11 protein-coding genes and 1 pseudogene are annotated in these 13,121 nt (G+C 64.8%); 8 read left to right on the forward strand and 4 right to left on the reverse strand.

Features of this window, described 5'->3' with window-relative positions; genetic code table 11:
• From scpA to AC30QB_RS18870, 6 genes and pseudogenes are all read left to right on the forward strand, one after another.
• On the forward strand, positions 1–1,663 hold a 1,663-nt coding region (gene scpA / locus AC30QB_RS18845; RefSeq protein WP_489547802.1), incomplete at its 5' end, for a methylmalonyl-CoA mutase.
• A 6-nt stretch (positions 1,664–1,669) separates the two neighbouring features.
• Positions 1,670–1,876 (forward strand): annotated as a pseudogene (locus AC30QB_RS18850) (GIY-YIG nuclease family protein); the annotation flags it as partial.
• 240 nt (positions 1,877–2,116) lie between these two features.
• A complete protein-coding gene (meaB, locus tag AC30QB_RS18855) occupies positions 2,117–3,079 on the forward strand; it encodes a methylmalonyl Co-A mutase-associated GTPase MeaB (RefSeq protein WP_489547840.1) in 963 nt (320 codons plus the stop codon).
• 11 nt (positions 3,080–3,090) lie between these two features.
• On the forward strand, positions 3,091–4,623 hold the full coding sequence (locus AC30QB_RS18860; protein ID WP_489547803.1) for an acyl-CoA carboxylase subunit beta: 1,533 nt from the start codon (positions 3,091–3,093) through the stop codon (positions 4,621–4,623).
• A 20-nt stretch (positions 4,624–4,643) separates the two neighbouring features.
• Complete coding sequence (gene accC, locus AC30QB_RS18865) at positions 4,644–6,644, forward strand: acetyl-CoA carboxylase biotin carboxylase subunit (protein ID WP_489547804.1); 2,001 nt, start codon at positions 4,644–4,646, stop codon at positions 6,642–6,644.
• Positions 6,641–7,108 (forward strand): VOC family protein, encoded by a 468-nt coding sequence (locus AC30QB_RS18870; protein WP_489547805.1) that lies wholly within the window; start codon positions 6,641–6,643, stop codon positions 7,106–7,108. Before accC ends, AC30QB_RS18870 begins: the two co-directional genes overlap by 4 nt.
• 4 nt (positions 7,109–7,112) lie before the next feature.
• Here the strand turns inward: AC30QB_RS18870 and AC30QB_RS18875 are convergent, their stop codons facing one another.
• From AC30QB_RS18875 to AC30QB_RS18890, 4 genes are all read right to left on the reverse strand, one after another.
• Positions 7,113–7,421, reverse strand: coding sequence for a DUF1330 domain-containing protein (locus tag AC30QB_RS18875; RefSeq protein WP_489547806.1), 309 nt, complete (start codon positions 7,419–7,421; stop codon positions 7,113–7,115).
• A 23-nt stretch (positions 7,422–7,444) separates the two neighbouring features.
• Positions 7,445–8,254 carry a thymidylate synthase gene (locus AC30QB_RS18880; protein WP_489547807.1) on the reverse strand — a complete coding sequence of 270 codons (810 nt, stop codon included), beginning with the start codon at positions 8,252–8,254 and terminating at the stop codon, positions 7,445–7,447.
• A 92-nt stretch (positions 8,255–8,346) separates the two neighbouring features.
• Complete coding sequence (locus tag AC30QB_RS18885) at positions 8,347–9,009, reverse strand: YiaD family glycine zipper/OmpA-like lipoprotein (RefSeq protein ID WP_489547808.1); 663 nt, start codon at positions 9,007–9,009, stop codon at positions 8,347–8,349.
• 120 nt (positions 9,010–9,129) lie between these two features.
• Complete coding sequence (locus tag AC30QB_RS18890; RefSeq protein ID WP_489547809.1) at positions 9,130–10,935, reverse strand: ABC transporter transmembrane domain-containing protein; 1,806 nt, start codon at positions 10,933–10,935, stop codon at positions 9,130–9,132.
• Positions 10,936–11,054: 119 nt separating this feature from the next.
• Here AC30QB_RS18890 and AC30QB_RS18895 point away from each other — a divergent pair, with 119 nt between their 5' ends.
• Both AC30QB_RS18895 and AC30QB_RS18900 read left to right on the forward strand, forming a co-directional pair.
• Entirely contained in the window at positions 11,055–11,576 is a 522-nt protein-coding gene (locus AC30QB_RS18895) for a MarR family winged helix-turn-helix transcriptional regulator (RefSeq protein WP_489547810.1), read from the forward strand.
• A 48-nt stretch (positions 11,577–11,624) separates the two neighbouring features.
• Positions 11,625–13,103 carry an efflux transporter outer membrane subunit gene (locus AC30QB_RS18900; protein ID WP_489547811.1) on the forward strand — a complete coding sequence of 493 codons (1,479 nt, stop codon included), beginning with the start codon at positions 11,625–11,627 and terminating at the stop codon, positions 13,101–13,103.
• The last annotated feature ends 18 nt before the right edge of the window (positions 13,104–13,121 follow it).

The raw sequence follows: 13,121 nt of genomic DNA on the forward strand, positions 1-13,121 counted from the left end.
GCTGCCGGTGATGGCGCTCTACATCGCGGCGGCGGAGGAGCAGGGGGTGAAGCCGGAGCAGCTTGCGGGGACGATCCAGAACGACATCCTCAAAGAGTTCATGGTGCGCAACACCTACATCTACCCGCCGCAGCCGAGCATGCGGATCATCGGCGACATCATCGAGTACACGGCGCAGAACATGCCCAAGTTCAACTCGATCTCGATCTCCGGCTACCACATGCAGGAGGCCGGCGCCAACCAGGCGCTGGAGCTGGCCTTCACGCTGGCCGATGGCCGCGAGTACGTGAAGACCGCGCTGGCCAAGGGGCTCGACGTTGACGAATTCGCCGGGCGCCTGAGCTTTTTCTGGGCCGTCGGCATGAACTTCTACCTGGAGGTGGCCAAGATGCGCGCGGCGCGGCTGCTGTGGTGGAAGATCATGAATGAGTTCAAGCCCAAGGCGGCCAAGAGCCTGATGCTGCGCACGCATTGCCAGACCTCGGGCTGGAGCCTGACCGAGCAAGACCCGTACAACAACGTCGTGCGCACCACCATCGAGGCGATGGCTGCGGTGTTTGGGGGCACGCAATCGCTGCACACCAACAGCTTTGACGAAGCCATCGCGTTGCCCACCGATTTCTCGTCGCGCATTGCGCGCAACACCCAGCTCATCATCCAGGAAGAGACGCACATCCCCAACGTGGTCGACCCCTGGGCGGGCAGCTACATGATGGAGAAGCTGACGCAAGACATGGCCGACGCGGCCTGGGCCATCATCGAAGAGGTAAACGCGCTAGGCGGTATGACGAAGGCTGTGCAGAGCGGTTGGGCCAAGCTGAAGATCGAGGCCAGCGCGGCCGAAAAGCAGGCGCGCATCGACTCAGGCCAAGACGTGATCGTGGGCGTGAACAAGTACAAATTGGCAAAAGAAGACGCCATCGAGAGCCGCGACATCGACAACCACGCGGTGCGCGACAACCAGGTGGCGCGGCTGCGCGCCATACGCGCCTCACGCGATGGCCCGGCGGTGCAAGCGGCGCTTGACGCTTTGACGGCTTGCGCAGAAAGTGGCGAGGGCAACCTGCTCGACCTCTCCATCAAGGCCGTGCGCGTGCGCGCCACGGTGGGCGAGGTCAGTGACGCGCTAGAGAAGATCTGGGGGCGCCACCGCGCCGACACGCAAAAGGTAACCGGTGTGTACGCAGCCGCCTATGACAGCGCTGAAGGCTGGGCCGAGCTCCAGCAGGAGATTGCCGCCTTCGCCGAAGCGCAGGGCCGCCGCCCGCGCGTGATGATCGCCAAGCTGGGCCAAGACGGCCACGACCGCGGGGCTAAGGTGGTGGCGTCTGCCTTTGCCGACCTGGGCTTTGACGTCGACATGGGCCCGCTGTTTCAGACCGCTGAGGAATGCGCTCGGCAGGCAATTGAAAACGACGTGCATGCGGTCGGCGTGAGCACCCTTGCAGCAGGCCACAAGACGCTGGTGCCGGCGATCATCGAGTCGCTCAAGGCGCAGGGTGCCGACGACATCATCGTTTTCGTCGGTGGTGTGATCCCACGGCAGGACTACGACTTCCTGTACGAAGCGGGCGTGAAGGGCATTTACGGCCCGGGAACGCCTATCCCGGCGAGCGCGAAAGACGTGCTCGAGCAGATCAAGGCCAAGCTCGCCGAGGCCTGATCTCCTGTGGCGTTCCATACCTATTTGCTGCGCTGTGGTGATGGTTCGTACTACTGCGGACACACCGATGACATGGGGCTGCGCATGCGCCAGCATGAAGAAGGCGAGATCGGGTACACGGCGACGCGCAAGCCGGTAGAGCTGGTGTGGCAGGGCGAGTTTGAGTCGCGTGCTGAGGCGCTGGCGTTCGAGCTGCGGGTGAAGGGGTGGTCTCGGGCGAAGAAGGAGGCGTTGATTGCGGGGGATTGGGCGGCGATTCAGCTGCTGACGCGCAATCGCGACGGGCTTCGACAGGCTCAGCCCGGACGGAGTACGGCCGCCGTTCGACCTGAGCTTGTCGAAGGGCCAGCGCCAAGCGACACCCGGCTTCGACAAGCTCAGCCCGAACGGAAAACACCCACCGTTCACCCTGAGCCTGTCGAAGGGCCCTTCCTCTCTGGCTTCGACCTAGCCTTGTTCGAAGGCGTGCGCCATGCAGACCGCCGCACCATCGCCAAGGCCATCACTCTCCTCGAATCCACCCGCCCCGACCACCGCCTGCGCGCCGATGCCTTGCTCAACGCCCTGCTTCCCCACGCCGGCAACGCGCTGCGCCTGGGCATCTCGGGCGTGCCGGGCGTGGGCAAGTCGACCTTCATCGAGGTGCTGGGCCTTGCGCTCATCGACAAGGGCCACCGCGTGGCCGTGCTGACCATAGACCCCTCGTCCAGCATCTCTGGCGGCTCCATCCTGGGCGACAAGACGCGCATGGAGCGGCTGTCGGTGCACGACGCGGCCTACATCCGCCCCAGCCCCGCCTCGGGCACGCTCGGTGGCGTGGCCGAGAAGACGCGCGAGGCCATGCTGGTGTTCGAGGCCGCGGGTTATGACGTGGTGATCGTTGAGACCGTGGGCGTGGGCCAAAGCGAGACGGCGGTGGCCGGCATGACCGACATGTTTGTGCTGATGCAGCTGCCCAATGCCGGTGACGACCTGCAGGCCATCAAGCGCGGCGTGATGGAGCTGGCCGACCTGGTTCTCATCAACAAGGCCGACCTGGACGCTGACGCCGCCACCCGCGCCGAAGCGCAAATCGCCAGCGCCCTGCGCCTGTTCGGCCACCGCGGCCCTGCCGACCCGCACGAGACCCGCGTGCTGCAACTCAGCGCGCTCAAGTGCCAGGGCGTCACCGCCTTCTGGGAGAAGGTCGAGCGCTTCACCCAGCAGCGGCGTGCGAGCGGCGAGTTCGACGCTCGCCGCCAACAACAAGGCATGGCCTGGATGTGGAACATCATTCAGTCGGCCTTGCAATCCGATTTTCGCAGCCACACGGCGGTGCGCGAGGCCTTGCCCGAGCTCACCCGCGGCGTCAGCGAATCGCGCGTTGCGCCTTCTTCGGCTGCGCGACAGTTGCTTCAACTCTTCACCCGCTCCTAGAGCGAACCACCATGCACGACATCATCGAACAACTCGAAGCCAAGCGCGCGCTGGCACGCCTGGGTGGCGGCGAGAAGCGCATTGCAAACCAGCACGGCAAGGGCAAGCTCACTGCGCGCGAGCGGCTAGAGCTGCTGCTCGACGAAGGCACCTTCGAAGAGTGGGACATGTTCGTGGAGCATCGTTGCCACGATTTCGGCATGGCTGACAACAAGGTTCCGGGCGATGGTGTGGTCACCGGCTACGGCATGATCAACGGCCGCCTGGTGTTCGTCTACAGCCAAGACTTCACCGTCTTCGGCGGGGCGCTCAGCGAGGCTCATGCCGAGAAGATCTGCAAGGTGATGGACCAGGCCATGAAGGTGGGCGCGCCTGTGATTGGCCTCAACGACTCGGGTGGTGCGCGCATCCAGGAAGGCGTGGCCTCACTCGGTGGCTATGCCGAGGTGTTCCAGCGCAATGTGATGGCCTCGGGCGTGGTGCCGCAGATCAGCATGATCATGGGCCCCTGCGCGGGCGGCGCGGTCTACTCACCGGCCATGACAGACTTCATCTTCATGGTGAAGGACAGCAGCTATATGTTCGTCACAGGCCCCGAGGTGGTGAAAACCGTCACGCACGAAGAGGTGACGGCCGAAGAGCTGGGCGGCGCCGGCACGCACACCACCAAGAGCGGTGTGGCCGACCTGGCCTTCGAGAACGACGTCGAAGCGTTGCTGATGCTGCGCCGGCTCTACAACTACCTGCCGCTCAACAACCGCGAAAAGGCGCCGGTGCGCCCCGGCAACGACCCGGCCGAGCGCATCGACTGGTCGCTAGACACCCTGGTGCCCGACAACCCCAACAAGCCCTACGACATGAAGGAGCTGATCGTGAAGGCCGCCGACGACGGCGAATTCTTCGAGCTGCAGCCCGAGTACGCGAAGAACATCGTCATCGGCTTTTGTCGCATGGAAGGGCAGACGGTGGGCATCGTGGCCAACCAGCCACTGGTGCTGGCCGGTTGCCTGGACATCAAGAGCAGCATCAAGGCCGCGCGCTTCGTGCGCTTCTGCGATGCCTTCAACATTCCCATCGTCACCTATGTCGATGTGCCAGGTTTCATGCCGGGCACCAGCCAGGAATACGCCGGCATCATCAAGCACGGTGCCAAGTTGCTCTATGCGTATGCCGAGTGCACCGTGCCCAAGATCACCGTCATCACGCGCAAGGCATACGGCGGGGCGTATGACGTGATGAGCTCCAAGCACTTGCGCGGCGACGTCAACTTTGCCTGGCCCAACGCCGAGATCGCGGTGATGGGGGCCAAGGGCGCAGTGGAGATCATCTTCCGCGAAGAGAAGAGCGACCCGGCCAAGTTGGCCGCGCGCGAAGCCGAGTACAAGGCCAAGTTTGCCAACCCTTTCGTGGCGAGCGCACGCGGCTTCATTGACGACGTGATCCAGCCGCACGAGACGCGCAAGCGCATCTGCCGCTCACTGGTGATGCTGCGGAACAAGAAGATCGAGAACCCGTGGCGCAAGCACGGCAACATTCCGCTTTGAGCGCGGCGGAGAACAAGAACATGTTTACGAAGATCCTGATCGCCAACCGCGGCGAAATTGCCTGCCGCGTCATCAAGACCGCGAAGAAGATGGGCATCAAGACCGTCGCCGTCTACTCCGATGCAGACCGCGACGCGCGCCATGTGGAGCTGGCCGACGAGGCCGTGCACATCGGCGCGCCGCCGTCGCGTGAGTCGTATCTCGTGATGGACAAGATCATTGCCGCCTGCAAGCAGACCGGCGCGCAGGCCGTGCACCCGGGCTACGGCTTCCTGAGCGAGAACGAAGAGTTCGCGCGCCGGGTAGAAGAAGAGGGCATCGTCTTCATCGGCCCCAAGCACGCGTCCATCGCGGCCATGGGCGACAAGATCGCGTCGAAGAAGCTGGCGGGCGAAGCCAAGGTCAACACGATTCCCGGCCACAACGCGGCCATCGGCAGCGCGAAAGATGCCGTCGAAATCGCCAAGCGCGTGGGCTACCCCGTGATGATCAAGGCGAGCGCTGGCGGCGGCGGCAAGGGCCTGCGCGTGGCCTTCAACGACAGGGAAGCTTTCGAAGGCTTTACGGCCTGCCAGAACGAGGCGCGCAACAGCTTCGGCGACGACCGGGTCTTCATCGAGAAGTTCGTCGAGGAGCCGCGCCACATCGAAATTCAGGTGCTGGGCGACGCGCATGGCAACACGGTTTATCTGTGGGAGCGCGAGTGCTCCATCCAGCGCCGCCACCAGAAGGTGATCGAAGAAGCGCCCAGCCCCTTTCTTGATGACGCCACGCGCAAGGCCATGGGCGAGCAGGCTGTGGCGCTGGCCAAGGCAGTGAACTATCAGTCGGCCGGCACTGTGGAGTTTGTGGTCGGCAAAGACAAGAGCTTCTACTTTCTGGAGATGAACACCCGCCTGCAGGTGGAACACCCGGTGACCGAGTGCATCACCGGGCTCGACCTGGTGGAGCTCATGATTCGCGTGGCCGCTGGCGAGAAGCTGCCGTTCACCCAGGGCGAGATCAAGCGCGAAGGCTGGGCCATGGAATGCCGCATCAATGCGGAAGACCCGTTCCGCAACTTTCTGCCCTCGACCGGTCGGCTGGTGAAGTACGCACCGCCGCCGGAGGTTGATGGCGTGCGCGTGGACACCGGCGTCTACGAAGGCGGCGAGATCCCGATGTACTACGACTCGATGATCGCCAAGCTCATCGTGCACGGGAAAGACCGCGCCGAGGCCATCACCAAGATGCGTGCGGCGTTGAATGCCTTTGCCATCCGCGGCATCAGCTCCAACATTCCGTTCCAGGCGGCGCTGCTGGCCCACCCCAAGTTTGTGGCGGGTGACTTCAACACCGGCTTCATCGCCGAACACTACGGCAAGGGTTTCACGGCTGAGGCTGTGCCGCACGACGACCCTGTCTTCCTGCGAGCCCTGGCGGCTGTGGCCAACCGCCAGCACCAGGAGCGCGCCACGCGCATCAGCGGGCAGATGCCGGGCCACGAGTTCCAGATCGGCACCGATTTCGTGGTGGTCACCTCGCTAGGCGAGGGGCGCACCGAGCAGTTGCCGGTGCGGGTGGTGCGGCTCGCGGCAGGCTTCGACGTGACGATCGAAGGCAAGACCTACCGCATCGGCTTCGAGTCGCCGCTGCGCGAGATCGTGATCCGCGGCAGCTTCGATGGTGAGCCCTTTTGCGCGCAGATCGAGCGCTTGGGCCTGTCGTACCGCGTGTCGCACAACGGCACGCAGATCGACGCCAAGGTGCTCACGCCGCGCGCGGCGCAGCTGTATGCGTTGATGCCGTTCAAGGCACCGCCCGACCTGTCGAAGTTTTTGCTGTCGCCCATGCCGGGCCTGTTGGTCGACGTGGCCGTCACGCCAGGCCAGAAGGTGTTGGCCGGCGAGAAACTCGCGGTCATCGAAGCGATGAAGATGGAAAACATCTTGCTCGCCACGCAAGACTGCGTGGTGGCCGAAGTAGCCGCCAGCAAGGGCGAGAGCCTGTCTGTCGATCAAGTAATCATCAAGTTCCAATGAACAACAAACGACCGTTCAAGGTGCTGGGCATCCAGCAGATCGCCATCGGTGGCCCCAGCAAGGAGCGGCTGCGCACGCTGTGGGTCGACAAGCTGGGGCTCGAAGTCACCGGCAACTTCGTGAGCCAGCGCGAGAACGTCGACGAAGACATCTGCGCCATGGGAAAGGGGGCCTTCAAGGTCGAGGTCGACCTGATGCAGCCACTCGACATGGACAAGAAGCCGGCCGTGCACACCACGCCGCTCAACCACGTGGGCCTGTGGATCGACGATTTGGCCCAGGCGGTGGAATGGCTCACGGTCAACGGCGTGCGATTCGCACCGGGCGGCATACGCAAAGGCGCAGCCGGCTACGACATCTGCTTCGTGCACCCCAAGAGCAATGACGAATTTCCGGTGGCGGGCGAGGGCGTGCTGATCGAGCTGGTACAAGCGCCGCCCGAGATCGTGGCAGCGCTGAGCTGAAGCGTCACTGGCCCGGCTGCGGGCCTTCGTAGCCTTCGATCACCAGCAGGTCGGCAGTCGAGACCGGGGTGCGCAGTTTCATCGCGGTCTGGTACTCGGGAGAGTGCCAGCAGTCGAGCGCCGCCTGGTAGCTCGGAAATTCGATGATCACGTTGCGGCTGCGCGTGCTGCCTTCCAGCACCTGGTGCTGGCCGGCACGCGCCAGGAAGCGCGCGCCGTACTTCGCGAAGGGCACCGCATTGGCGGCCACGTAGGCCTTGTATTGCTCCGTGTCGGTGATATCGACGCGCACCATCCAGTAGCCTTTGGCCATGTGTGTCTCCTGATGTGATTTTTTCAAACGGCCACCGGCGCCTTGATGGCTTCGTGGTGCAGGTAGTCGGCGATCTCGAAGTCTTCGAGCTGGTAGTCGAAGATCGACTCGGGCCGGCGCTTGATGCGCAAGCTGGGGTAGGGGTGAGGCTGGCGCGAGAGCTGCAGCGTCACCTGCTCGCTGTGGTTGCTGTAGATGTGGCAGTCGCCACCCGTCCAGATGAAGTCGCCCACCTGCAGGTCGCACTGCTGGGCCAGCATGTGGGTGAGCAGGGCGTAACTCGCGATGTTGAAGGGCACGCCCAGGAAGATGTCGGCGCTGCGCTGGTAGAGCTGACAGCTCAAACGGCCATCGGCCACGTAGAACTGGAAGAACGCGTGGCAGGGCATCAGCGCCATCTTTGACAGCTCGGCCACATTCCAGGCGCTCACGATGATGCGGCGTGAATCGGGGTTGGTCTTGAGCGCCTTCACCACCTCGGCGATCTGGTCGATGTGGCCGCCGTCGGGCGTGGGCCAAGAGCGCCATTGCACGCCATACACCGGCCCCAGGTCGCCGTTGGGCGCCGCCCATTCGTCCCAGATGGTCACGCCGCGTGTCTGCAGCCAGGTGGCATTGCTGTCGCCGCGCAGAAACCAAAGCAGCTCCAGGATCACCGCCTTGGTGAACACCTTCTTGGTGGTGACGAGCGGGAAACCTTCATTAAGGTCGAAGCGCATCTGGTGGCCAAAAACGCTCTTGGTGCCAGTGCCCGTGCGGTCGGCCTTGAACACACCGTGCGCGTGCACGTGCCGCATGAAGTCTTCGTACTGGGAACGGGTGGGGCGGGTCACGTGAACGGCTCCTGTAGGGGTGCCCGCGGATTATCTCTGAGCATAAAAAAGGGCGCCTTGCGGCGCCCATTCTTCAACCTCTTGCGAAGAACTCAGGACTGGCCTGGCTCGCGCAAGAAGATTTCAACGCGGCGGTTACGGGCGCGGCCGGCATCGCTGTTGTTGTCGGCAATCGGCTCACGCTCGCCACGGCCAGCGGTCTCGATGCGCGACGACGACACGCCACGCGACGACAGATAGTCGCGCACGCTTTGGGCGCGCTCGAGCGACAGCGGGTTGTTGGTGGCGTCGGAACCGGTGCTGTCGGTGTGGCCGATGATGCTCACGCGCACGTTCGGGTCGCCTTGAAGGCTGCCGGCAAAGTTGTCGAGCACGCTGCGCAGCTCAGGCTTGATGTTGGCGCGGTTCACGTCAAACGAGATGTCGTTGGGCACGTTGAGCTTGAGCTGGTTGTCGGCCGTGCGGGTGACTTCAACGCCAGTGCCTTTGGTGGACTGCTCCAGTGCGGCGCGGCGCTCTTCCTGCTTCTTCGACCAGATGTTGCCGACCACGGCGCCCAAGGCGCCGCCGATCACGGCACCGGTGCCGGCGCTGCCGCCAGTGGCACGGCTGATCACCGCGCCGGCTGCTGCACCGCCACCTGCGCCAACGGCAGTGCCTTTTTGTGTGGGGCTCATGCTTTCACAGCCGGCAAGCATCACCGATGCAGATGTGAGGCACACGAGGGCGAGCCGAATTGCGGGTTTTCTGTTCATCTCAAATCTCCTTCAAAGCGGCATCACCGCGCGAGGTAGCAGTGTCGCGCCAAGCTTAAGGCCCGTCTGTCGGAAGACGCCAAGCAGCCCGTGTCAGACACCGCCTACAGCGGAAACAATTCATTGCTCGAATTGCAGTGCCGCCAAGCGGGCGTACAAGCCGCCGGCCGCCGCCAGCTCAGCATGCGTGCCGGTTTCAACGATGCGGCCATGCTCCAGCACCACGATGCGGTCGGCGCGTTGCACGGTGGCCAGCCGGTGCGCGATGACCAGAGTGGTGCGACCTTTCATCGCCGACACCAGCGCAGCCTGCACCATGCGCTCGCTCTCCGCGTCGAGCGCACTGGTGGCTTCGTCGAGCAAGAGCAGTGGCGGGTTCTTCAGCATGGCGCGGGCGATGCTGATGCGTTGCCGCTGCCCGCCCGAGAGGCGCACGCCACGCTCGCCGAGAAAGGTGTTGTAGCCCTCGGGAAGCTGGCGGATGAAGTCATCGGCAAAAGCAGCGCGCGCGGCGGCCATCACCTCGTCGTCACTTGCATCGGGCTTGCCGTAGCGTATGTTTTCCAGCGCATTGGCCGAGAAGATCACGCTGTCTTGCGGCACGATGCCGATGCGCTGGCGCAGCTCGGCAAGCGAGGTGTCGCGCACCGGCACGCCGTCGATGCTCACCGAACCATCGGCCACGTCGTAGAAGCGCAGCAGCAGCTGAAACACCGTGCTCTTGCCGGCGCCGCTCGGGCCGACCAGCGCCACGGTTTCACCAGGTTGCACCTGCAGGCTCACGTGCTGCAGCGAAGGGTGCTGCGGGCGCGAGGGGTAGCGGAAGGTCACGTCGCGCAACGCAACGGCCGAGCCCGCTTGCGTGGCCGGCAGCGACACGGGGTGTGCGGGTGATTCGATGGGTGAGCGAGTGGCCAGCAGCTCCATCAGCCGCTCGGTGGCGCCCGCGGCGCGCAGCAAGTCGCCATACACCTCGGACAGCACGGCCACCGAGCTGACCAGGATCACCACGTAAACGACTGTTTGCCCGAGGTGGCCCGCGCTGATCTGCCCGCCCATCACGGCGCGTGTGCCCTGGTACAAGCCCCACAGCAGCGCGCCGAAGGTGGCGGTGATGATGAATGCCACCAGGCCCGAGCGCACTCGTGTGCGGCGTATGGCGGTGTTGAAGGCGTTTTCGGTCGCGGCGTCGAAGCGCTTCGCTTCGCGCTGCTCTTGCGTGTAGCTTTGCACCACCGGAATGGCGTTCAAGATCTCGGCCGCAATGGCGCTCGAGTCGGCCACGCGGTCTTGGCTGGCGCGCGAAAGCTTGCGCACGCGGCGCCCGAAGTACAGCGAGGGCAGCACCACCAGCACCAAAATGCCCAGCACCTGCGTCATCACATAGGGGTTGGTGATGATGAGCATCAGCATCGCGCCCGCGCCCATCACGCCATTGCGCAAGCCCATGCTGAGGCTGGAGCCGACCACGGTCTGCACGAGCGTGGTGTCGGTGGTCAGACGCGACAGCACTTCGCCGGTTTGCGTGGTTTCGAAAAACTCGGGGCTCTGCCTCACCACATGGGCATAGACGGCGTTGCGCAGGTCGGCCGTGATGCGCTCGCCCAGCCAGCTGACCATGTAGAAGCGCGCGGCTGAGAAAAGCCCCAGCGCGGCGCCTACGCCAAACAAGGCGACGAAATGCCCGCGCAGCGCCAATACCCGCTCGCCGGGGTCGGTGGCCACCATGCCTTGGTCGATCAGCGACTTGAGCGCCACCGGGAAGATCAGTGTGCTCACCGCGGCGAGCACCAGGAACAGCACGGCCAGCGCGATGCGCCCGCGGTAGGGGTGCAGGAAGGGGCCCAGCCCGCTCAGCGAGCGCACGGTTTTGGCCGGGGCGTTCGCTTGCTGGGTGGTTGGCAGGGAAAGGGGGGTGGCAGACATCGGGCCAGTGTAGGGGAGCAAAACTGGCCTGGACTTAGTTCACAAATCAAAGCCTTGACATTAAATGCCTAGGCATTTAAATTGTGTGCACTGCACCAAAAGGCCCAGCGCCGACCGACATGCCACGTCCCCTGCCACCTGCCGAGTTCTACCGTCCGAACGAGTACGGCCCGGACGAAAGCGTAGGCTTTTTGGTGCGCCGGCTGCTTCATTCGATGAAACAAGAAACCGACAAGCGCCTGGAGCCGCATGGCCTCACCCATGCGCAATGGGAGCCACTCTTCAAGCTGCGCAAATGCGTGGTCTCGACCGTGGCCGAGCTGGCGCGTGAGCTGCAGACCGACCCCGGCGCCACCACCCGTCTCCTCGACAGGCTGGAGGCGAAGGGCCTGTGCAAGCGGGTGCGCTCCACCGAAGACCGCCGCGTGGTCAACCTTGAACTCACAGCCGAAGGCGAGGCCGCGGCCGACAAGATTCCGGCGGCGCTGAGCGAGGTGATGAATGCTCATCTGGCCGGCTTCTCCAAGACCGAGTGGCAGGCGCTCACCGGCTACATGCGGCGCATGCTGGCCAATGGCGAAAGCATGCGCGAGAGCGCCGAAGCGCAAGACGCGAAGCGGCCTGAACCGTCATCCAATTAACTGCCTAAGCAAATAAAGCCCGAACAAGCTTCTCGAAAGATGCCCCTCATGTCACACCCCCTTAACCTTCCTCTGCGCCGCGCTGCACGGGCACTGCCCACGCTGACGGTGCTGGTGGTCGCACTGGCTTCCAGCCTGGTGCTCACGCTGGCCGGCTGCGCCAGCACCGCCGGTATTGCGCCGCCTTCTGCCAAGCCGCTGGCGGCCAATACTGCCGGCCTCGGTGTAGCGACTGCCGCTCCTCTGGCTGCCGACTGGTGGCAAGGCTTTGGCGATGCCACCTTGTCGGGCCTCGTCACCCGTGCGCTCGATGGCAACCCCAATCTCAAGGCCGCGCAGGCGCGTTTGGCCCGCTCGCAAGCGGCGGTCGACAGCGCGCATGCCGCACAAGGCCTGCAGGTCAACGGCTCGCTGGACGTGACCCGCCAGCGCTACACCGCCAACGGGGCGGTGCCGCCGCCGCTCGCGGGCTCGTACCGCAACAGCGGCACGCTGCAGGCAGGCGCCTCGTGGGAAATCGATTTCTTCGGCCGCAACCGCGCCGCGCTAGACGTTGCCATCGGCACCCAGCGCGCCGCCGAAGCCGACACGCAAGCCGCCCGCGTGCTGTTGGCCAGCAACGTGGCGCGCGGCTACGTGCAGCTGGCCCGCTTGGTCGAGCAGCGCGAGGTGGCGCAACGCTCGCTGGCACAGCGCGATGAAATCTTGTCGCTCATACGCCAGCGCGTGCAGGCCGGGCTGGACACCAAGGTTGAGCTGCGCCAGGGCGAAGGTGCCTTGCCCGAGACCCGCGCCCAGCTCGAAGCGATAGACGAGCAGATCACGCTCACCCGCCACGCGCTGGCCGCCCTCAGCGGCCAGGCACCGCAAGCGCTGGACTCGCTCACGCCGCACCTCGTGGCCGTGCAAGCCGTGCCACTGCCCGCCAGTGTGCCGGCCGATTTGCTGGGCCGCCGCGCCGACATCAGCGCGGCGCGCTGGCGTGTCGAAGCCGCCACCCATGACGTGGCCGGTGCGCGCGCGCAGTTCTATCCCAACGTCAACCTCACCGCCTTTGCCGGCTTGGCCAGCATCGGCCTCGACCGCCTGTTCAAGAGTGGCAGCGAGCAGTACGGTGTGGGCCCGGCGATCCGCCTGCCCATCTTCGACTCGGGCCGTTTGCGCGCCAGCCTGCGCGGCAAGTCGGCCGATCTCGATGCCGCTGTCGAAACCTATAACGCCGCGGTACTCGACGCGGTGCGCGATGTGGCCGACCAGATCAGCTCGCTGCAATCCATCGCCCGCCAGCAGACCGAGCAAGGCCAGGCGCAAGAAGCCGCCGAGTCGGCCTACGACGTGGCGGTGCAGCGCTACAAGGCCGGCTTGGGCACCTACCTGGTGGTGCTCAACGCCGAAGCGAATGTGCTCGCCCAACGCCGGGCGGCCACAGAGCTGAAGGCGCGCGCGCTCGACACGCAGGTCGCGCTGATTCGCTCGTTGGGGGGTGGCTATGTCACCGACTCCGCGCGCGTCGCCGCTGGCCACTGAACACACCACCACAAACAC

The organism is Rhizobacter sp., assembly GCF_046595475.1.
Taxonomy (GTDB): Bacteria; Pseudomonadota; Gammaproteobacteria; order Burkholderiales; family Burkholderiaceae_C; genus Rhizobacter.

Bases quoted from the DNA above. Each gene is read 5' to 3' on its own strand.
- AC30QB_RS18860 (WP_489547803.1), top strand. From the start codon at position 3,091: ATGCACGACATCATCGAACAACTCGAAGCCAAGCGCGCGCTGGCACGC.
- accC (WP_489547804.1), top strand. From the start codon at position 4,644: ATGTTTACGAAGATCCTGATCGCCAACCGCGGCGAAATTGCCTGCCGC.
- AC30QB_RS18870 (WP_489547805.1), top strand. From the start codon at position 6,641: ATGAACAACAAACGACCGTTCAAGGTGCTGGGCATCCAGCAGATCGCC.
- AC30QB_RS18875 (WP_489547806.1), bottom strand. From the start codon at position 7,421: ATGGCCAAAGGCTACTGGATGGTGCGCGTCGATATCACCGACACGGAG.
- AC30QB_RS18885 (WP_489547808.1), bottom strand. From the start codon at position 9,009: ATGAACAGAAAACCCGCAATTCGGCTCGCCCTCGTGTGCCTCACATCT.
- AC30QB_RS18890 (WP_489547809.1), bottom strand. From the start codon at position 10,935: ATGTCTGCCACCCCCCTTTCCCTGCCAACCACCCAGCAAGCGAACGCC.
- AC30QB_RS18895 (WP_489547810.1), top strand. From the start codon at position 11,055: ATGCCACGTCCCCTGCCACCTGCCGAGTTCTACCGTCCGAACGAGTAC.
- AC30QB_RS18900 (WP_489547811.1), top strand. From the start codon at position 11,625: ATGTCACACCCCCTTAACCTTCCTCTGCGCCGCGCTGCACGGGCACTG.